Source organism: Mesorhizobium sp. B2-3-4 (assembly GCF_006442315.1).
Taxonomy (GTDB): domain Bacteria; phylum Pseudomonadota; class Alphaproteobacteria; order Rhizobiales; family Rhizobiaceae; genus Mesorhizobium.
The window spans coordinates 30,783-50,033 of sequence record NZ_VFVY01000024.1; the positions used below are offsets into that span (position 1 = coordinate 30,783).

At 64.1% G+C, this 19,251-nt stretch carries 16 protein-coding genes and 1 pseudogene; 7 read left to right on the forward strand and 10 right to left on the reverse strand.

Features of this window, described 5'->3' with window-relative positions; genetic code table 11:
- Positions 1-262 precede the first annotated feature (262 nt).
- Positions 263-1,525, forward strand: a complete 1,263-nt coding sequence (locus FJ967_RS28435; protein WP_140735632.1) for a cyclopropane-fatty-acyl-phospholipid synthase family protein — start codon at positions 263-265, stop codon at positions 1,523-1,525.
- 9 nt (positions 1,526-1,534) lie between these two features.
- Here FJ967_RS28435 and FJ967_RS28440 read toward each other — a convergent pair whose 3' ends face one another.
- From FJ967_RS28440 to acs, 3 genes are all read right to left on the reverse strand, one after another.
- Complete coding sequence (locus tag FJ967_RS28440) at positions 1,535-2,353, reverse strand: sugar phosphate isomerase/epimerase family protein (RefSeq protein WP_140735633.1); 819 nt, start codon at positions 2,351-2,353, stop codon at positions 1,535-1,537.
- Between the two features lie 116 nt (positions 2,354-2,469).
- Positions 2,470-3,219 carry an MOSC domain-containing protein gene (locus FJ967_RS28445; protein ID WP_140735634.1) on the reverse strand — a complete coding sequence of 250 codons (750 nt, stop codon included), beginning with the start codon at positions 3,217-3,219 and terminating at the stop codon, positions 2,470-2,472.
- A complete protein-coding gene (gene acs / locus FJ967_RS28450) occupies positions 3,219-5,174 on the reverse strand; it encodes an acetate--CoA ligase (RefSeq protein WP_140735635.1) in 1,956 nt (651 codons plus the stop codon). The genes FJ967_RS28445 and acs overlap by 1 nt, the downstream gene beginning before the upstream one ends.
- 300 nt (positions 5,175-5,474) lie before the next feature.
- Here acs and FJ967_RS28455 point away from each other — a divergent pair, with 300 nt between their 5' ends.
- The gene (locus FJ967_RS28455; protein ID WP_140735636.1) at positions 5,475-5,747 is read left to right on the forward strand and encodes an usg protein; all 273 of its coding nucleotides are present in this window, start codon (positions 5,475-5,477) and stop codon (positions 5,745-5,747) included.
- Between the two features lie 110 nt (positions 5,748-5,857).
- On the opposite strand, the gene FJ967_RS28460 is transcribed toward FJ967_RS28455, so the two are convergent.
- On the reverse strand, positions 5,858-6,892 hold the full coding sequence (locus tag FJ967_RS28460) for an aldo/keto reductase (RefSeq protein ID WP_140735637.1): 1,035 nt from the start codon (positions 6,890-6,892) through the stop codon (positions 5,858-5,860).
- A gap of 34 nt (positions 6,893-6,926) precedes the next feature.
- Entirely contained in the window at positions 6,927-8,114 is a 1,188-nt protein-coding gene (locus FJ967_RS28465) for an MFS transporter (protein WP_140735638.1), read from the reverse strand.
- A 119-nt stretch (positions 8,115-8,233) separates the two neighbouring features.
- Between FJ967_RS28465 and FJ967_RS28470 the strand changes: the two are divergent.
- A pseudogene (locus FJ967_RS28470) lies at positions 8,234-9,137 on the forward strand (LysR family transcriptional regulator).
- Positions 9,138-9,260: 123 nt separating this feature from the next.
- Entirely contained in the window at positions 9,261-9,986 is a 726-nt protein-coding gene (locus FJ967_RS28475) for a neutral zinc metallopeptidase (RefSeq protein WP_181176176.1), read from the forward strand.
- Between the two features lie 34 nt (positions 9,987-10,020).
- On the opposite strand, the gene FJ967_RS28480 is transcribed toward FJ967_RS28475, so the two are convergent.
- The 5 genes from FJ967_RS28480 to FJ967_RS28500 all read right to left on the reverse strand — a co-directional run bounded on the left by FJ967_RS28480 (position 10,021) and on the right by FJ967_RS28500 (position 13,150).
- On the reverse strand, positions 10,021-10,326 hold the full coding sequence (locus FJ967_RS28480) for a hypothetical protein (protein WP_140735640.1): 306 nt from the start codon (positions 10,324-10,326) through the stop codon (positions 10,021-10,023).
- A gap of 248 nt (positions 10,327-10,574) precedes the next feature.
- A complete protein-coding gene (locus FJ967_RS28485; protein ID WP_140735641.1) occupies positions 10,575-11,624 on the reverse strand; it encodes an aldo/keto reductase in 1,050 nt (349 codons plus the stop codon).
- 127 nt (positions 11,625-11,751) lie between these two features.
- Positions 11,752-12,153 (reverse strand): type II toxin-antitoxin system VapC family toxin, encoded by a 402-nt coding sequence (locus FJ967_RS28490; protein WP_140735642.1) that lies wholly within the window; start codon positions 12,151-12,153, stop codon positions 11,752-11,754.
- Positions 12,153-12,407, reverse strand: coding sequence for a type II toxin-antitoxin system Phd/YefM family antitoxin (locus tag FJ967_RS28495; protein WP_140735643.1), 255 nt, complete (start codon positions 12,405-12,407; stop codon positions 12,153-12,155). Before FJ967_RS28495 ends, FJ967_RS28490 begins: the two co-directional genes overlap by 1 nt.
- 80 nt (positions 12,408-12,487) lie before the next feature.
- Positions 12,488-13,150, reverse strand: a complete 663-nt coding sequence (locus tag FJ967_RS28500) for a YggS family pyridoxal phosphate-dependent enzyme (RefSeq protein ID WP_140735644.1) — start codon at positions 13,148-13,150, stop codon at positions 12,488-12,490.
- 153 nt (positions 13,151-13,303) lie between these two features.
- On the opposite strand from FJ967_RS28500, the gene leuS reads away from it, so the two are divergent.
- The 3 genes from leuS to FJ967_RS28515 all read left to right on the forward strand — a co-directional run bounded on the left by leuS (position 13,304) and on the right by FJ967_RS28515 (position 19,205).
- A complete protein-coding gene (gene leuS, locus FJ967_RS28505) occupies positions 13,304-15,931 on the forward strand; it encodes a leucine--tRNA ligase (protein WP_140735645.1) in 2,628 nt (875 codons plus the stop codon).
- Positions 15,918-16,496 carry an LPS assembly lipoprotein LptE gene (gene lptE, locus FJ967_RS28510; protein WP_140735646.1) on the forward strand — a complete coding sequence of 193 codons (579 nt, stop codon included), beginning with the start codon at positions 15,918-15,920 and terminating at the stop codon, positions 16,494-16,496. Before leuS ends, lptE begins: the two co-directional genes overlap by 14 nt.
- A gap of 216 nt (positions 16,497-16,712) precedes the next feature.
- Positions 16,713-19,205 (forward strand): DNA translocase FtsK, encoded by a 2,493-nt coding sequence (locus FJ967_RS28515; RefSeq protein WP_140735647.1) that lies wholly within the window; start codon positions 16,713-16,715, stop codon positions 19,203-19,205.
- The last annotated feature ends 46 nt before the right edge of the window (positions 19,206-19,251 follow it).

Consider the following 19,251-nt stretch of genomic DNA (forward strand, 5'->3'; position numbering starts at 1 on the left):
GCAATCCGCTGAGGCCACGTTCTGGAAAACGAAATCACTCGACATCGGATCACCTCCTTTCAGTTCGTTGAACACGATGCCAAGGTGGGGTGTTTCGGCCGCTTTGGCAAGGGGCGCGATGCGCGCTCGTCGCCGCAGGCGTGTCAAGGGCGCGCCGATGTGTCCCAATCGAGACACTTCATGGCCGCTGCCGCCTCGGGGTTGCACGCGGCCGGTCGAGCGGCCACAATCAGACCGGGCCGCCGGCCCGGGGGAGAAGGGCATGAATGCAGCCGACAAGGCAGCACGTATCGTTCGCACCGTCGTCGAGGCGCTGAAGCCGGGTTTCACCGTCAGGCTGTGGACGGGCGAGCGCATCGGTCCACCGGACGGTCCGGTGCTTGCCGTAAACGATCAGGACATTGTCTGGCAGCTGGTCCGCAGGCCGAATTTCTCGACGCTGGTGGAAATGTGGATCGCCAAGACGATCGACATCGAGGGCGGATCGATTTTCGATCTCTACGCCATGCCGTCGAAGGGCAAGCTGCGGCTCAAATCCCTGCCGAAGCGCGCCATCCTGCGCGACCTGCCCGCCGTGCTGTTTTCGCGACGGCAGATGACGAAGCGGGCCGATCTGGCCGGTCAGAATCCCTTCGTCAGCGGTTCGAACAAGAAGGCGATCGAGCATCACTACGACATCTCGAACGCATTCTACCGGCTCTTCCTCGACGAGCGCATGGTCTATACCTGCGCCTACTTCACCGATTTCGCCAACGGAATCGACCAGGCGCAGAAGGACAAGCTCGACCATATCTGCCGCAAGCTCAGGCTGAAGCCGGGCGACAGGCTGCTCGATATAGGCTGCGGCTGGGGGGCCATGCTGATCCACGCCGCCAAGCACTATGGCGCCATCGGCCACGGCGTCTCGCTGTCGGAGGAACAGACCCGGCTGGCACGCGAGCGCATCCGCGCCGAGGGCCTGGAGGACAGGATCACCATCGACATCAAGTCCTACACGGAGCTCGACGGCAGCTACGACAAGATCTCTTCGATCGGCATGTTCGAGGCGGTCGGCATCGCCAACCATGCCACCTATTTCTCGACCGTCCATCGCCTGCTGAAGCCCGGCGGCATCTATCTGCACCATGCCATCACGAGGCGCGGCAAGGGCAGCGCGAAAAAGACGCTGCGCAAGGGGGCGGAATACAAGGCGCTGATCAAATACATCTTTCCCGGCGGCGAGGTCGACACGATCGGCATGACGCTGGGCAATCTGGAGGCGCATGGTTTTCTCGTCCATGACGTCGAGAACCTGCGCGAGCATTATGCGCGCACCTGCAGGCTGTGGGCCGAGCGCCTGCAAGCGCGGTTCGACGAAGCGATCGCGGAAGTGGGCGAGCCCCGAGCGCGGCTCTGGCTGCTTTACCTGACCGGCTGTTCGATCGCCTTCGAGCGCGCCTCGGCGCAGATATTCCAGACCGTCGTCACCAAACGGGCGCGCGGCCCGTGCGGCCTGCCGCCGACCCGCGCGGATCTGTACCGGTAGCGCGGCGCTCTATTCGGCAATGCCAAGCGAAGTGAGATAGGCCGCCGAAGCCGGTATCTTGGACTTGTCCCTGATCTCGATGATGAGGCGTGGATCGCTGTCGAGTTTCGCCAGCGCGGCAAAGACCGATCGCCATGGAAGCGTGCCCTCGCCGAGGCTCCAATGGCGGTCGGCGTAGCCGTCGGCATCCTGCAGATGGACATGGCGCAGGCGGTTGCCGGCGGCGTGCACATAGTAATCGACCGGCGGAGCGCCGGTCGAGCCATGGGCGTAATAGGCGTGGCCGGTATCGATCGAGACGGCGACCGCGGGCGAACTGAAACTGTCGGCCAAGGCCACGCGGATATGCGGATCCTTGTCCTCGATGTTTTCGAGCACCATCGTGCAACCGATGTCTTCGGCCCGCTTGACGGCATCGCGCAGCGTCAGCCGGGAGTATTCGACGATTTTCTCGCGCTCGCCGGGATTGTTGTCGAGGTTGTTGTAGGACCAGGTCGTGTAGGGGCTGTGGACGACCATGTGCGTCGCGCCGATGGCGGCACAGACATCGAGACCTTGCAGCAGACGCCTGCTGACGACATCGCGGATGTCGGGGTCCTGCGAGGCGATGGTGAAGCCCCAGAACGGCCCATGAATGCCGAGCCGACCCTTGTGGCCGTCGAGAAGCTTTTTGGCGCGGGCGGCAAGCGGTGACCAGTCGCCGTTGAGAACGCCGGCCTCGGCAAAATCCTGCAGTTCCAGGTCCCGTTGCTTCTCCAAAAGCCAGTCGCGATGGATTTCGAGATCGTTGAGGGTCATGGCTGCGCCAAGAATGGGCAAGGAAGGCATCGGCACTCCAATCGTGGGATCTGAAATGGTGAACGGCGACAGACACGCCGCGCCGGCTGTATGGCGCCGTTTTCTGTCATGCGTATTACAAGCTTGTGCCGCGCTATGGCGCCGCGTCAGAGGAACCGCATCGGCGCGCCGATCTCGACGCGCGCCGGCTGGTCCACCGTGCAGTAGACGCCGAGATTGTGGGCGTTGTGGCGCACCAGATTGCGCAGGATCGCCGGATCGTGGTCGAAGCTGTCCTGGGCGATGATGGTGAAGCCGCAGCGCCGGCATGGTTCGGAGATGGTCAGCTGGAGGTCGCCGACGGCGAGCTTGCGGCCGATCCATTCGGTTTCTGGAAACGAGCCTTCGACATCGGCAATGTCGACGACGATGTTGGGACGGAAGCGGCGCGGGTCGGCAGCACCCTGCGGATGCAGCGCCTTCAGCCGCGCCAGCGAGGCCGTGGTCAAGAGATGGATCGGCGCCTTGGCGTAGCGCGCCTGCGTCAGCGGGCCGGCATAGGCCGGCGGCGCGTTCTCCTGGCCGAACGGCCGGATCGAAGCGGTGAAACCGAGATAGGCGGATAGGGCGCGATCGCACTCGTCGCCGGGCGCGGCCAGCCAGGCGCCGCCGGGAACGGCGATTTCCAGGGCACGGTCATTGTTCAGCCGGGTGCGGATGCGCGGCACCTTGTGCCACTTCGCCTCGCGGTCGGGCCGCGCGATCTCGTTATCGGAAGTATCGACGAGACCGAACATGCGGTCGCCCTCGATTCCGGCCGGACCGACCTGGATGGCGTCACGGCGCTCACCGGCGAGCGAACTCGCCGGGTAGCGCCAAAGCTCCGTGACGGTACCCATCACAGTCTCGCCCGCCATCAGCCCTTCTTGTTCTGCCGGTTGGCGACGAGATCGTCGACGACAGCCGGATCGGCCAGCGTCGAGGTGTCGCCGAGAGCGCCGAAATCGTCCTCGGCGATCTTGCGCAGGATGCGGCGCATGATCTTGCCCGAACGCGTCTTGGGCAGGCCCGGCGCGAACTGGATCTTGTCGGGCGTGGCGATGGCGCCGATCTCCTTGCGGACGTGGGCGACGAGTTCCTTGCGCAGATCTTCGGTCGCTTCGACGCCCTTCATCAAGGTGACGTAGCTGTAGATGCCCTGGCCCTTGATATCATGGGGATAGCCGACGACGGCGGCCTCGGAAACCTTGTCGTGGCTGACCAGCGCCGATTCGACTTCGGCCGTGCCCATGCGGTGGCCGGAGACGTTGATGACGTCGTCGACGCGGCCGGTGATCCAGTAATAGCCGTCGGCGTCGCGGCGGCAGCCGTCGCCGGTGAAGTATTGGCCCTTGTAGGTCGAGAAATAGGTCTGCACGAAGCGCTCGTGGTCGCCATAGACGGTGCGCATCTGGCCGGGCCAGGAATCGGTGATGCAGAGATTGCCGTCGGCGGCCCCCTCCAGCACCTTGCCCTCGCCGTCGACCAGCTGCGGCTTGATGCCGAAGAAGGGTCGCGTCGCCGAGCCTGCCTTCAAGTCGGTCGCGCCCGGTAGCGGCGTGATCAGGATGCCGCCGGTCTCGGTCTGCCACCATGTGTCGACGATCGGCACCTTGCCGTCGCCGACGACGTTGAAATACCACTCCCAGGCTTCCGGGTTGATCGGCTCGCCGACCGAGCCCAGCACGCGCAGCGATTTGCGCGAGGTCTTCTTCACCGGATCGTTGCCGGCACCCATCAGCGCGCGCAGCGCCGTCGGCGCGGTGTAGAAGATGTTGACCTTGTGCTTGTCGATGACCTCCCAGAAGCGCGACTGCGACGGGTAGTTCGGCACGCCCTCGAACATCAGCGTCGTGGCGCCGTTGGCGAGCGGTCCGTAGACGATGTAGCTGTGGCCGGTCACCCAGCCGACATCGGCTGTGCACCAGTAGATGTCGCCGTCATGGTAGTCGAAGACATATTGGTGCGTCATCGAGACATAGACGAGGTAGCCGGCGGTGGTGTGCAGCACGCCCTTCGGCTTGCCGGTCGAGCCCGACGTATAGAGGATGAACAGCGGATCCTCCGCCTTCATCTTCTCCGGCTTGCACTCGGCCTTCACCGTCGCGACCTCGTCATGATACCAGAGGTCGCGGCCGGGAGCCCAGCCGATCTTGCCGCCGGTGCGGCGCACGACCACGACGTTCTTGACCCTGACATGGTGCTTGGCGGCGATGTCGATCGCCTTGTCGGTGTTGTCCTTGAGCGGGATCGGCTTGCCGCCGCGCAGGCCTTCGTCCGAGGTGATGACGAAGGTCGATTCGCAGTCGACGATACGGCCGGCCAGCGCATCGGGCGAAAAGCCGCCGAAGACCACCGAATGGATGGCGCCGATGCGCGTGCAGGCCAGCATCGCGTAAGCCGCCTCCGGGATCATCGGCATGTAGATGGTGACGCGGTCGCCCTTCTTGACGCCGTGCTTCTTCATCACGTTGGCGAGCCGGCAGACATGCTCGTAGAGCTCGTTGTAGGTGATCTTCTTGTCGTCGTAAGGGTTGTCGCCTTCCCAGATGATGGCTGTCTGGTCCCCCCGTTTCTTCAAATGGCGGTCGATGCAATTGTAGGAGACATTGGTCTGGCCATCCTCGAACCATTTGATCGAGACCTTGCCGTCGAAAGAGGTGTTCTTGACCTTGCTGAAGGGCTTGAACCAGTCGATGCGCTTGCCGTGCTTGCCCCAGAACTTGTCCGGGTTCTTCACGCTGTCGGCATACCATTTCAGGTAGGTATCATTGTCGATCAGCGCGTTTTTCTTCCACGCCGGCTGGACGCGGTGGACATGAACCTCGGACATTTCTTCGCTTTCCTCCCGAACCGGCGCCGGCTCGAACCGGCGGGATCGCGGCGACGCGGCCGCGAATTCGCGCGCATTATTAACAGTTCCGCGCGCACGGCAACATTAGACGTTGGATTCGCGCGGCGGGATGCCGCAGCGGCCTCGTGAAGGGCTGTCAGCACTCCCCTGATATCGCTGCTAAATGCATGTTTTGGCGAGAGAAAAGCGGCCATCAACCAGGAAAAATCAATAGACGGTTAAGTAACCGGGCGCACAATCCTGCGTTGGGAGGAAAGGAGAATCAACCTGGGGGACGCCATGCGCGACCATTCCGAAATGGACCTGATGCTCAGAGGTTACGGCCTGACCACGGCCAAGATTCTTTATCACTTCCCCGACCATCCGCATCTGCTGCAAAGCTTTATCTGGCAGGACTACGACATAGCGCCGAAATTTCCGGTGCTGATCCGCTTCATCGAATTCTGGAAGGCCAAGCTGGACGGGCCGCTGCATTCGGTCAGCTACACCCACCAGAAGCTGATCGCGCCCAACGAGTGGCGCAAGGTTGATGGGGAATTCGTGCTGCATTAGGAGCCGGGCTCAAGGGCTGTTGATGCAGGCGCTCTACGGCGCCCCCCTCTGTCCTGCCGGACAGAGGGGGGCGCTGTCTCGCGAGCCTTCGGCCTTAGTAGCCAACTCAATCACACCGCCGGCGGGCTCAGCCGGGCAAAGCCTTCCTGGCGGCGGTAGGGAAAATACGGGTAGGGCGCCGTGACATCGCTTGCCGCGTCGAGCTTTTTTATTTGCTCCGGCGTCAGCGCCCAGCCAATCGCGCCGAGATTCTGGCGCAACTGCTCCTCGTTGCGGGCGCCGATGATCACCGACGACACGGTCGGGCGCTGCAGCAGCCAGTTGATGGCGATCTGGGGAACCGTCTTGCCGGTCTCTTCGGCCACCGCGTCGAGCGCATCCATGACCCTGTAGAGATGCTCGTCCTCGACCGGCGGGCCGAAGCTTGCCGTGTCGTGCAGCCGGCTCTTTTCAGGCAAAGGCTGGCCACGGCGGATCCTGCCGGTCAGCCGGCCCCAGCCGAGCGGGCTCCACACCAGCGCGCCGACGCCCTGGTCGAGGCCAAGCGGCATCAGCTCCCACTCATAGTCGCGCCCGACCAGCGAGTAGTAGACCTGGTGCGCCGCATAGCGTGGATAGCCGTGCTTTTCGGCCAGGCCGAGCGATTTCATCACCTGCCAGCCGGAAAAATTGGAGACGCCGACATAGCGCAATTTGCCCAACCGCACGAGGTCATCCAGTGTCGACAGCACCTCCTCGATCGGCGTGCCGGCGTCGAAGGCGTGCAACTGCAGCAGGTCGATATAGTCGGTGCCGAGGCGCTTCAAGGCGGCATCCACGGACTTGATCAGCCGCGAGCGGGACGAGCCGTAATCGGCCGGGCCATCGCCCATCGGCAGCGCGGTCTTGGTCGAGATCAGCACCGCGTCGCGGCGGCCCTTGATTGCTTCGCCAAGCACTTCTTCCGAGGCGCCGTTCGAGTAGACGTCCGCCGTGTCGAACAGGTTGACGCCGGCCTCGATGCAGATGTCGATCAGCCGCCGCGCCTCTTGCGCGTCGCTGTTGCCCCAGGCGCCGAACAGCGGGCCGGAGCCGCCGAAGGTGCCCGCGCCGAAGGAGAGTGCGGGCACTTTCAGGCCCGATGCGCCGAGACGTCGATAGTCCATGATCTTGCTCCTTGTGATGTCGATTTTGGAATGGTCAGCACTGGGCCGTGGCGGGCGTGACGATTGCGCCGCCGCGCTCCAGGCGCAGCGCCAGAAGCACCACGCCAAGTGCCGCGAGCGGCACGATGCCGGCGATCAAGGGGACGGCGCCGAGGCCGGGGCCATGATCGATGACGAAACCGCCGAGCCAGGCGCCGATGGCGTTGCCGAGATTGAAGGCCGCAATGTTGAAGGAGGAGGCGAGACCCTGGCCGGCGCCCCTGGCCTTGTCCAGCACCCATATCTGCAGTGGCGCGACGGTGGCGAAGGCGGCCGCGCCCAGCAGGCCGACGGCGATGATCGCCGTGATCGGCTGGTGCATGGCCGCGGTCATGACGAACAGCACGGCCGAAAGCGCGATCAGCGTGCCGATGACCGTTGGCATAAGATGCCGGTCGGCCAGTCGTCCGCCAAGCAGGTTGCCCGCGACCAGGCCACCGCCGAAGACGAGCAGGATCGGCGACACGGCGGCTTCGGAAAAGCCGCTGATGCGAGTGAGGATCGGCGCCAGATAGGTGAAGGCGGCAAAGACGCCGATCCAGCTCAGCACCGTGGTCAGAAGGCCAAGCAGCACCGGCCGGCGGCCAAGCACGGCAAGCGCGCCCCCGGAATTCTCGTCTTCACTTGCCCCGGCCGGTTCGTCGCGCGGCACCAGCAATGCGATCACGGCAAAGGCGATGACGCCAACCAGCGCGACGGCAAGGAAGGTCGAGCGCCAGCCATAGGCCTGGCCCAGCCAGGTGCCGAACGGCACGCCCAGGATGTTGGCGACGGTCAGGCCGGTGAACATCAGCGCGATGGCCGAAGCCTTCTTGTTGGGGGCGACGAGGCCGGTGGCCACGACCGAGCCGACGCCGAAGAAAGAGGCATGGGCGAAGGCGGTGAGCACGCGCGCGGCCATCAGCGTCCAGTAGTCGGGCGCCAGCGCACAGGCGAGGTTGCCAACGGTGAAAACCACCATCAAGGCAAGCAGCAAAGTCTTGCGCGGCAGGCGGCCGGCGACCGCGCCGAGCAGCGGCGCACCGACAACCACACCCAGCGCATAGCCGGAAATGAGCAGGCCCGCCGCCGAGATCGAGACGCCGAGATCGGCGCTGACGTCGAGCAGCAGGCCCATGATGACGAATTCGGTGACGCCGATGCCGAAGGCGCCGGCGGTGAGGGCATAGAGAGCGAGGGGCATGGCGACGGTCCGTTTGTCTGGAAGGGCGCTCAGTCCCTGCGCCCGGACCGAAGATCGTGATCCGCCAAACTGTGAACCAGACTTGCCTGAGGCATATTTCTTGTGAAATAGATTCACAGATGGCCAGGCCCGACATCAACCGCTCCGGCGAGATCGAAGTCTTCGTGCGCGTCGTCGAGGCGGGCAACTTCTCAGCCGCGGCGCGGCGGCTGCGCATGACGCCATCGGCGGAGCAAGCTGATCGCCCGGCTGGAGGCGCGGCTCGGGGCGCGGCTGGTCAGCCGCTCGACGCGCAAACTGCAACTGACACCGGAAGGGACGGCGTTCTACGACAGCGGCGTCCGCATCCTGGCAGACCTCGACGCCGCCGAGCGCGAAGCCGCGGCGGGTGCGGCGCCGCGTGGGCGGCTGAGGGTCAATGCCTATGTACCGTTCGGGCAGCATCGATTGATGCCGCTGCTGCCACGTTTCCTGGAACGCCATGGCGAGATTACCGTCGAGGCCGTGCTGACCGACAGCGTCATCGATCTCATGGAAGAGCGTGCCGACATCGCGATCCGTGCCGGGCCGCTTCGCGAATCCCGGCTGGTGGCGCGCAAGCTCGGCCAAAGCCGGATGGTGGTGATTGCCGCGCCCGCCTATCTCGAGGCGCGTGGCACGCCGCTGACGCCAGGCGATCTCGGCCGCCACAACATGCTGGCCTTCGGCTTTGCGCGCTACATCGACGGCTGGCCTTTCATCGATGCGGCCGGCGCGCCGGTGATGGCCCCGATTGCGGGCAACATCACGCTCAGCGACGGAGAGGCGATGCGGCTTTCCGTGCTTTCAGGCGCCGGCATTGCGCGGCTGGCGCGCTGGCATGTCGAGCCGGACATTGCCGCTGGGCGCCTGGTGCCGCTGCTGGAAGACTTCAACCCCGGCGACGAAGAGCCGACGCATGCCGTCTATGTCGGCCAGGGCAAACATCTGCCCGCACGGGTGCGGGCCTTTCTGGATTTTCTTGCCGAGACCGTGCGGCTCTGAGGAAACGCCGTCTTCAAGGTCCGTTCGACAAGCCGAGAGGGGCGGTATATGGATTCCTGCCGGTCACGGCGGGCGCGCCTCGCGTCCGGGCACCGAGAGCTTTGGCAATCTGGGAGGCGTGAATTGGTCCGCTTGTCCTTGGTCACGGCATCCCTGCTTGCCATCGTGACAGGGCTGCATGCCCCGACAATCTCCGAGGCTGCCGAGGTCTCGAAAGCGGTTCTGCCTGCTCCAAACGCCAGCGATGACAACGTCAAGCAGTTCCTCTCCACGGTCCTGGCGGAAACCGAGGATTTCTGGGACGCCACCTTCAAAGCCTGCGGATCGACCTATGAGGAGCCCAAGCTGGTGTTGTTCACCGGCTTCATCGCCACCGCGTGCGGTGCTGTTTCAGGGACATTGTACTGCGCGGCGGATCACAAGATTTACCTGGATCCGGCCTTCCCCGAGCTTCGACGGATCGGTCTGACCGGCGATTTCGCCAAGGCATTGATTGTCGCCCGGGAGGTTGCATATCACGTGCAGAACATCTCCGACGTTCCGCATCCGGCTATAGCTGACGGCGACCAGCAAGCCGCCATCACCCGATCGGAACAGGTCGAGCTGCAGGCCGATTGTTTTGCCGGGCTGTGGAGCCGCTATGTCCAGGATCAGCACCTGCTTGAAGACACCGATCTGACGCAGGCCAGGGACCTGCTGCGATCGCTCGGAGACGATCAGCCCGCCAACGCTTCCGGCAATTCGACGGCTAAGCGCTACGGCACCTCGGAACAAAGAATCCGCTGGTATGATCGGGGGCTTGGGGGAAAAGCGGTGGCGGACTGCGACACTTTTGCCAATCCGCTTTGATGCCGAGCCTGTCCGTTGCCGGGTGAGCCGGCCATCATTGGCCGATGGCCTTCGAGGCTTTTCTGATCATTTCGACGACGGTGCCGATGTCCGATCGCCCGGACGTGTATTCTCCATCCGGGTCGTAATAGGCGTCCCGCAGCCGCTCCAGGCGAGAAATCACGACAGTTGCGTAGTCCTGCGCCGTGCCGGTGACGGCGACCTTTTCAAATTCGCTTCGCGCGGCGCTGACAGCGCCGACGCAGACTTTCCAATCGTAAGGGCTGGCGGAGGCAGCGGCCTGGCGATCAGTGATGATCGCGACAATCCGGTCTCGAAACTCCTTGGCGGATGTTGCCATCATCACCCCTGACATGCCGGTACGCTGCCCCGGCGTCATGATGGTAGCTGTGAACACGCGTCCGGTACATGGCGGCCGTGACGAAGAGCGAAGAAGCCGCGTGCCTGGAGCCTGTTCCATTCCGATTGAATCGGGATGGGGCTCTATCTCTTTGTCTGAGCATGATCTTCTCCGAAAACCGACACCCACTTTTCGGGATCATGCTCCAAAGAGCACGCGGCTTTCCGGAAAACCGCCTTGGAACCTGATTACGCTTTCGGTGTGAACGGCGCCGGGCGCCGGCCAGCCGCCTGGCGCTCGAGCATCCAGCCGGGATATTCGGCCGGCAGCGCGCTGACCTCGTCCAGTTTGGCGAGATCGTCCGCATCGAGCTTCACTTCAGTCGCGGCAAGGTTCTGCTCCAGCTGCTCCATGCGGCTGGCGCCGATGATGACGCTCATGACGAAAGGCTTGGCCAGGACATAGCCGAGCGCCACGGTGGCGACGCTGACGCCATGCTTCTTGGCGACCTCGCGCATGACGGCGACCGCCGCCCATGCGCGGTCCTCGTTGACCGGTGGGAAGTTGAAGGAGGCGCGACGGCCTTCGCCATTGCCGGGCGCGCCGGGACCGTATTTGCCGGAGAGCAGCCCGCCGGCCAGCGGCGACCACACCATCAGGCCAAGCTTTTCCTCGTTGATCAGCGGCACGATCTCGCGTTCGAGGTCGCGGCCGGCGATCGAGTAGTAGGACTGGATGGTTTCGAAGCGGGCAAAGCCCTTGCGGTCGGCGATGCCGAGCGCCTTGGCGATGCGCCATGCGGCCCAGTTGGAGACGCCGACATAGCGCACCTTGCCGCTGGCGACGAGATCGTCCAGCGCCCGCATTGTCTCGTCGATCGGCGTCACCGTGTCGGTGCCATGCAGCTGGTAGAGGTCGATATGGTCGAGCTGCAGGCGCTCCAGGCTCGCATCGACCGAATCCATGATATGGCCGCGCGACGAGCCGCGCTGGTTCGGGCCTTCGCCCATCGCGCCATGGACCTTGGTGGCGACGACGACATTGGACCTGGCAACGCCCAGATCCCTCAGCGACTGGCCGAGCAGTTTTTCGGACTCCCCAAAGGAGTAGACGTCCGCGGTATCGAAGAAATTGACCCCGGCGGCAATCGAGCGGCCGACGATTTCGTTGACGCCTTTCTGGTCGAGGCTGGCGATCAGGCCCCATTGGGCGTTCTGGCCGGGGGCGCCGAAGGTCATGGTGCCAAGGCAAAGTTCGGAGACGAATAGCCCGGTATTTCCAAGCTGATTGTAACGCATGGTGAAGGCTCCAGGGATGTATGATGACACAAAACAGATAGGAACGGTACGTTTCGTTTCAAGCTCTGGTGCAAGCGCGCCGACCGGTTGGCCCAAGAGAGCCTGAGGCAGTTTGCGGGTGGTGCGGTCAGGCGTCCCAAGGATTAAGGACGGTGACGCCGATGTCTTCGAAGTCGGTGACATTGCGCGTCACCACGATAAGGTCATGGACGAGCGCCGTCGCCGCTATAAGCGTGTCCGCGCTTCCTCTCGTGCGACCTGCCGTTATGCGGCCCCATGCCAAGGCAATTTCTTCGGTGACTGGGAGAATGCGGTCCGCATTGTCTCGTCGCAATTCTCGCAGCCAGACATCGAGCCGGGCTGCCCGATCTGGGTCCGCCTTGCGCTGCTTGACGATCCCCCGCTCGATCTCGCCGAGCGTAATCACGCTAAGGCTGATTGATGCCGGCTCAATCGAAGCCAGCCAGGCGGTTGGTTTCGGCAGACGCCTCTGCACATCCGAGACCAGGTTGGTGTCGAGCAGGTACATCAGAGGTCCACATCCCGGATCATGGTGTCCGGGCGAGTGGTGATCTCTTTGTGGAACTCATCGTCCCAGCCGGGACCGGTCAGAAGATATTCGACGAGCGATTTTTTCTTTCCTGCCAGCTGGTCGTAGTCCTCCACGGAAAGCACAACCACAGTCCGTTCGCCACGAAGCGTCACGGTTTGAGGACCTCTGGTCCTCGCCAGTTGAACCACCTTCGAAAAATTGTTCTTTGCGTCTTGAAGATGCCAGTTCATCCGCAGCTCCTAGCTAGCTTGGCTAGATATAGTACGGCGGCCGTGGGTTATCAACTTCAGCGTAAGAAACGGGCGAAGGGTCACCGGCTGCCGAAGATCGCAGAGCCCACCCGCACGCTTGTGGCGCCGAAAGCGATCGCCGTCTCATAGTCGCCTGACATGCCCATCGACAGCTTCTCCACTCCTGCCTCCCGCGCCAGCTTTTCCAGCAGGGCGAAGTGCGGGCCGGGGTTTTCGTCGGCCGGCGGGATGCACATCAGGCCTTCGATTTCGATGCGGTGGACGTCGCGGCAGCGGGTCACGAAAGCGATCGCGTCGCGCGGTTCGATGCCGGCCTTCTGCGGCTCCGAGCCGGTGTTGACCTGGACGTAGAGTTTCGGGGCACGGCCTTGCCGGACGATTTCCTTGGCGAGTTCGGCGGCGATCTTGTCGCGGTCGACCGTCTCGATGACGTCGAACAGCGCCACCGCTTCCCTGGCCTTGTTCGATTGCAAGGGGCCGATCAGGTGCAGCTCGATATCGGGGCAAGCCTCTTTCAGGCCGGGCCATTTGCCCTGCGCTTCCTGCACGCGGTTCTCGCCGAAAACGCGCTGGCCGGCCTCGATCACAGGCTCGATGTCGGCGGCGTCGAAGGTCTTGGAGACCGCGACCAGCGTCACCGCGCCGGCTTCACGCCCGGCCTCCTGTTCGGCGGCGGCGATCCTCGCCTTGACCGCGAAAAACTGCTGAACGGTGTCGCTCATATGCAAATCCCGCTGTTTTGACCCGCGTTTTTGTCAGACGCGATGCCCATATGGTTGACGGGTTTGCCAAACCATGGTGAACACCCGGACCATATCTCATGAACCGCCGGGCTCTCGCCCGCGGTCCGCATGCTTTTAAGTGAAAAACGTCCCATGGCAACCGAACGATACAATCCGCGCGCGTCAGAACCCAAATGGCAGAAGGCCTGGGCCGACAAGAAGCTTTTCGAAGCGCGCAATGACGACCCGAAGCCAAAATACTACGTGCTCGAGATGTTCCCCTACCCGTCTGGGAAAATCCATATCGGCCACACCCGCAATTACACGATGGGTGACGTGGTGGCGCGCTACAAGCGGGCCAAGGGGTTCAACGTGCTACATCCGATGGGCTGGGACGCTTTCGGCATGCCGGCTGAAAACGCGGCGATGCAGAACAAGGTCCATCCCAAGGAGTGGACCTACCAGAACATCGCCACCATGCGCGAGCAGCTCAAGGTGATGGGCCTGTCGCTGGACTGGGCACGCGAATTCGCCACCTGCGACGTCGATTACTACCACCGCCAGCAGATGCTGTTCCTCGACTTCGTCGAGAAGGGGCTGGTGACGCGCAAATCCTCCAAGGTCAACTGGGACCCGGAGGACATGACCGTGCTCGCCAACGAGCAGGTCATCGACGGGCGCGGCTGGCGCTCGGGCGCACTGGTCGAGCAGCGCGAACTGACGCAATGGTTCTTCAAGATCACCGATTTCGCACAGGACCTGCTCGATTCGCTCGATGGCCTCGGCGAGTGGCCCGAAAAAGTGAAGCTGATGCAGCAGAACTGGATCGGTCGGTCGGAAGGCCTGCTGATCCGCTGGCCGCTGGCTTCGGACATTGCCGGCGAGCATGAGCTCGAAGTCTACACGACGAGACCTGACACCATTTTCGGCGCTTCGTTCATGGCGATCGCGGCGGATCATCCGCTGGCCAAAAAGGCTGCGGCGACCAATCCCGCGCTGGCGAAATTCATCGACGAGGTGCGCCATATGGGCACTTCGGTGGCGGCGCTGGAGACGGCCGAGAAGAAGGGGTTCGACACCGGCATCCGCGTCGTGCATCCCTTCGACGAGACCTGGACGCTGCCTGTCTATGTCGCCAATTTCGTGCTGATGGAATACGGCACCGGCGCCATTTTTGGCTGCCCGGCGCATGACCAGCGCGACCTCGACTTCGCCAACAAATACGGCTTGCCGGTGGTGCCGGTGGTGATGCCCGAAGGCGAGGACAAGGCGACCTTCCAGATCATCGACGTGGCTTACAGCGACGATGGCGCGATGATCAATTCGCGCTTCCTCGACGGCATGAAACCGGATCGGGCTTTCGACGAGGTGGCCACGCTCTTGGAAAACAAAACGATCGGCGGCCGGCCGATGGCCGAGCGCAAGGTGAACTTCCGCCTGCGCGACTGGGGTATTTCGCGGCAACGCTACTGGGGCTGCCCGATCCCGATGATCCATTGCGAGGATTGCGGCGTGGTGCCGGTGCCGAAGGCCGACCTGCCGGTCAAGCTGCCGGACGACGTCGATTTCGACCGGCCGGGCAATCCGCTCGACCGTCATCCGACCTGGCGGCATGTGAAGTGCCCGCAATGCGGCAAGGACGCGCGCCGCGAGACCGACACGATGGACACGTTCGTCGATTCGTCCTGGTATTTCGCCCGCTTCACCGCGCCCTGGGCGCATGAACCGACCGATCCCAAGGCAGCCAATGAGTGGCTGGCCGTCGACCAGTACATCGGCGGCATCGAGCACGCGATCCTGCACCTGCTCTATTCGCGCTTCTTCACCCGCGCCATGCGCGAGACCGGTCATGTCGACCTGGCCGAGCCATTCAAGGGCCTGTTCACGCAAGGCATGGTGGTGCACGAAACCTATCGCGTCGGCGGCTCGTCGACCAATGGGCGCTGGCTGGCACCGACTGAAGTGCGGCTGGAAGAGGTCGGCGGCAAGCGCCGGGCCATCGAGATCGCGACCGGCGAAGAGGCGACGATCGGCGCTCTCGAAAAGATGTCGAAGTCGAAGAAGAACACGGTCAGCCCCGAGGACATCACCGACGGCTATGGCGCCGACACGGCGCGCTGGTTCATGCTGTCGGATTCGCCGCCCGAGCGCGATGTCGAATGGACCGATGATGGCGCCGCCGGCGCGCATCGCTTCATGCAACGCATCTGGCGCCTGGTGTCGACGGCGGCCGAAACGCTGGCCGGCGTGACGCCGGCCGCGGCCAGGGATGGCGAGGCGGGCACCGTGTCCAAGGCGGCGCACAAGATCCTGAAGGCCGTCGGCGAGGATATCGAGAAGCTTGCCTTCAACCGCGCCATCGCCCGCATCTACGAACTGGCCAATGCGCTGACCACGCCGCTCAGCGAGGTGGCGGAAGGCAAGGCCGACGCCGCGCTGCAAGGCGCCTGCCGCGAGGCCGTGGAGATCCTGGTGCACCTGATCGCGCCCGTGATGCCGCATCTGGCGGAGGAGTGCTGGGAGACGCTCGGCGGCACCGATCTTGTCGCCGAACGGCCGTGGCCGGTCTTCGATCCGGCGCTGGTCGTCGACAACGAAGTCACCTATCCGGTTCAGGTCAACGGCAAGAAGCGGGGGGATTTGACAATTGCCCGCGACGCGGACCAAGGTGCGGTCGAAAAAGCGGTCCTGGCTCTCGACTTCGTGCAGAAAGCACTTGAAGGTAAGGCCCCGCGCAAGGTGATCATCGTGCCGCAGAGGATCGTCAATGTCGTTACCTGATCGGGAAAAGACAGAGTTGAGCCGTTTGCTGCGCCGCATCGCTCTTGCCGGCCTCGTCGGCTCGCTCGCGCTGGTTTCGGCCTGCACGGTGCGGCCGCTCTATTCGAGCGCGCCGCTGGCGAACGGCTCCAGCGCCAATGCCGAACTGGCGTCGATCGCCGTCAAGCCGGTCAAGACGCGCTATGCCCAGCAGGTGCGCAACAATCTGATCTTCGGGTTCGGGCGCGGCGCTGGCGAGCCGGCCTCGCCGCTCTATTCGCTCGATCTCGGCGTGACCGAGGCCGTCGATTCGGCGGCGCTGGTGCAGAATGGAACCGATGAAGACGAGCCGACCGCCGGCTCGGTGACGCTGACTGCCGGCTATACGCTGACCGATGCGAAAACCGGCGCCGTGATTGCGGTCGGCAAGCGGGCGATCACCTCGTCCTTCGACAGGCCGCGTCAGGAGTTTGCCTCCTACCGGGCGCAGATCGACGCCGAGAACCGTGCCGCGCGCGAACTGGCCCAGGCCCTGCAACTGTCCATCGCCCAGGATCTGGTCCGGCACGGCAAGACGGCCGGCTGACGTCCCAGCCTCGCAGGACCCGAGCCTGGCTGCCGCCGGGCCGATCCGTCGTTGCAGAAGGCTTGCTCTCCCCGTCCTGCCCGGTATCCCCGGCAAATTCAATTTGTCGATAGGGTCTCGGAAAAAAATTCGGCTGCCCCGGGACGCGTGGCGGGAAGCAACTGTTAACCACTCGCTCCCTATTGCTCAGCGGTCGGTTCACAGTGAGTTCTCATAATGGAAGCCAGGCGTTTTTCTCGGGTCAATTCGTTGCACGCGGCCGCGCCCGATGACCCTGAAGGGGACCGTTCAGGCGGCCCGGGCGGCAAGGTGGATGCCGCCCGGCCGGGTGCTTCCCAGGCGGCCCACCTGGCGCGGGCGAACATCAAACCCGCGCCGGACAATGCCTTGCCGCAGGGTGGCGACACCGAAAGCCCTGCCTGGCAGGAGTATTTTTTCCTCGCCCCCAATGTGCGTTTTACACGCACGCCGGATTATGAGCCCAAGCATCGGCAGCCGCATGACGAGGTCGTCGAGGAGGCCCCAGCGCAGCCGCTTCCAACGCGGCAGGGCCTAGCTGGCGCCATCGTCCATCGCGGACCGCCAGCAGCCGCGCCGGCTCAGCCGGGGCGCGTCGTCGAGAGGGTGCAAGGCGTTGCGGCCACGGCTCCGAAAGTGCCGGCAGCGGCACCAGCCGTCCCGCGAACGGCACCCGTTGCCGGCTCTGGCGCGCCCGTCACGGCAACCACCGCCGAGAAGGTCAGGCGGCTCCACGTTTCCGATCACGCCTTCTTCGAGGGTTTGGCGCCTCTCCTGGTCGATGTCAGGTCGCCGGCGCGGCAGGACTCCTCGGTCCGGCCTGTACCGGCAGCGCCGCACACCGCGGCGCGCACCGCCATATCCGCGTCCGCCGTGGCCGACGTCACCGCCTTGTTCCGCACCATCGAATGCCTTCCCGGCCAGGCCTCTTCCGCTTTGCCGGACGTCCTTCCTGCCAACTCGAACGAGGTCGCGACCGAGGCGTCCGTCTCCGCGGGCAGGGCCGCCCGGCAGGCTCGGGCGACGGCCGCGATCGCGCCCGCCGCCGCGCCGATTGCGCAACGTGTGGAGGAAACCGTCCCCGTTCGAGCACCGTCGCTGCCCATGGCCGGCAAGGTTGCGCGGCCGGTCGTTGGCGAAAGCTACGAGCTTCCCTCGGAGGAGTTGCTGCAGCAGCCGCCGGAGGGCCAGGGTTTCTACATGTCGCAGGAGCGGCTGGAGCAGAACGCCGATCTCCTGGAAAGCGTGCTTGAGGATTTCGGCGTCCGCGGCGAAATCATCCATGTGCGCCCCGGTCCGGTCGTCACGCTCTATGAGTTCGAACCGGCGCCGGGCGTCAAATCCTCCCGCGTCATCGGGCTTGCCGACGATATCGCCCGCTCCATGTCGGCGGTATCGGCGCGCGTCGCGGTGGTGCCCGGCCGCAACGTCATCGGCATCGAATTGCCCAACGAGACCCGCGAGACCGTCTATTTCCGCGAACTGATCGAATCGCAGGGTTTCCGCAAGACCAGCTGCAAGCTGGCGCTTTGCCTCGGCAAGACAATCGGCGGCGAACCGGTGATCGCCGAACTGGCGAAGATGCCGCATCTGCTCGTCGCCGGCACCACCGGTTCGGGCAAGTCGGTCGCCATCAACACCATGATCCTGTCGCTGCTCTACCGGTTGAAACCGGAGGAATGCCGGCTGATCATGGTCGATCCCAAGATGCTGGAACTCTCGATCTATGACGGCATCCCGCATCTTCTGACCCCTGTCGTCACCGATCCGAAGAAGGCGGTCACCGCGCTCAAATGGGCGGTGCGCGAGATGGAGGACCGCTATCGCAAGATGGCGCGGCTCGGCGTGCGCAACATCGACGGCTACAATGAGCGCGCCGCCCAGGCCCGCGACAAGGGCGAGACGGTCGTCATGACCGTGCAGGCCGGCTTCGAGAAAGGCACCGGCGAGCCGCTGTTCGAGCAGCAGGAAATCGACCTCGCGCCGATGCCCTACATCGTCGTCATCGTCGACGAGATGGCCGATCTGATGATGGTCGCCGGCAAGGAGATCGAAGGCGCCATCCAGCGCCTGGCGCAGATGGCGCGCGCCGCCGGTATCCACCTGATCATGGCGACGCAGCGGCCTTCCGTCGATGTCATCACCGGCACGATCAAGGCCAATTTCCCGACCCGCATCTCCTTCCAGGTCACCTCCAAGATCGACAGCCGCACCATTCTCGGCGAGCAGGGCGCCGAACAGTTGCTCGGCCAGGGCGACATGCTGCACATGATGGGCGGCGGGCGCATTGCGCGCGTGCACGGCCCGTTCGTTTCCGACGCCGAGGTCGAGCATGTCGTGGCGCATCTGAAGGCGCAGGGCCGGCCCGAATATCTGGAGACGGTGACCGCCGACGAGGATGAGGAAGAAGAGGAAGCCGACCAGGGCGCGGTCTTCGACAAGGGATCGGTCGCGGCCGAGGACGGCGATTCCAGCTATGACGAGGCGGTCAAGGTAGTGCTGCGCGACAAGAAATGCTCGACCTCCTACATACAGCGCCGCCTTGGCATCGGGTATAACCGCGCCGCTTCACTGGTTGAGCGCATGGAGAAGGAAGGCCTGGTCGGCGCCCCCAACCATGTCGGCAAGCGCGAGATCATGGCTGGCAAGCGCCAGCCCGTGGCCGCTGCCGGCGATGACGAGGCGGATTGAGCGGCAGGATCGCCACCGCAGACCAATAAAAAAGGCCGGTTGCCCG

What these genes read in the sequence shown, in the direction of transcription:
- FJ967_RS28435 (WP_140735632.1), top strand. Translation starts at nt 263, where the DNA reads ATGAATGCAGCCGACAAGGCAGCACGTATCGTTCGCACCGTCGTCGAG.
- FJ967_RS28440 (WP_140735633.1), bottom strand. Translation starts at nt 2,353, where the DNA reads ATGCCTTCCTTGCCCATTCTTGGCGCAGCCATGACCCTCAACGATCTC.
- FJ967_RS28445 (WP_140735634.1), bottom strand. Translation starts at nt 3,219, where the DNA reads ATGGCGGGCGAGACTGTGATGGGTACCGTCACGGAGCTTTGGCGCTAC.
- acs (WP_140735635.1), bottom strand. Translation starts at nt 5,174, where the DNA reads ATGTCCGAGGTTCATGTCCACCGCGTCCAGCCGGCGTGGAAGAAAAAC.
- FJ967_RS28455 (WP_140735636.1), top strand. Translation starts at nt 5,475, where the DNA reads ATGCGCGACCATTCCGAAATGGACCTGATGCTCAGAGGTTACGGCCTG.
- FJ967_RS28460 (WP_140735637.1), bottom strand. Translation starts at nt 6,892, where the DNA reads ATGGACTATCGACGTCTCGGCGCATCGGGCCTGAAAGTGCCCGCACTC.
- FJ967_RS28465 (WP_140735638.1), bottom strand. Translation starts at nt 8,114, where the DNA reads ATGCCCCTCGCTCTCTATGCCCTCACCGCCGGCGCCTTCGGCATCGGC.
- FJ967_RS28480 (WP_140735640.1), bottom strand. Translation starts at nt 10,326, where the DNA reads ATGGCAACATCCGCCAAGGAGTTTCGAGACCGGATTGTCGCGATCATC.
- FJ967_RS28485 (WP_140735641.1), bottom strand. Translation starts at nt 11,624, where the DNA reads ATGCGTTACAATCAGCTTGGAAATACCGGGCTATTCGTCTCCGAACTT.
- FJ967_RS28490 (WP_140735642.1), bottom strand. Translation starts at nt 12,153, where the DNA reads ATGTACCTGCTCGACACCAACCTGGTCTCGGATGTGCAGAGGCGTCTG.
- FJ967_RS28495 (WP_140735643.1), bottom strand. Translation starts at nt 12,407, where the DNA reads ATGAACTGGCATCTTCAAGACGCAAAGAACAATTTTTCGAAGGTGGTT.
- FJ967_RS28500 (WP_140735644.1), bottom strand. Translation starts at nt 13,150, where the DNA reads ATGAGCGACACCGTTCAGCAGTTTTTCGCGGTCAAGGCGAGGATCGCC.
- leuS (WP_140735645.1), top strand. Translation starts at nt 13,304, where the DNA reads ATGGCAACCGAACGATACAATCCGCGCGCGTCAGAACCCAAATGGCAG.
- lptE (WP_140735646.1), top strand. Translation starts at nt 15,918, where the DNA reads ATGTCGTTACCTGATCGGGAAAAGACAGAGTTGAGCCGTTTGCTGCGC.
- FJ967_RS28515 (WP_140735647.1), top strand. Translation starts at nt 16,713, where the DNA reads ATGGAAGCCAGGCGTTTTTCTCGGGTCAATTCGTTGCACGCGGCCGCG.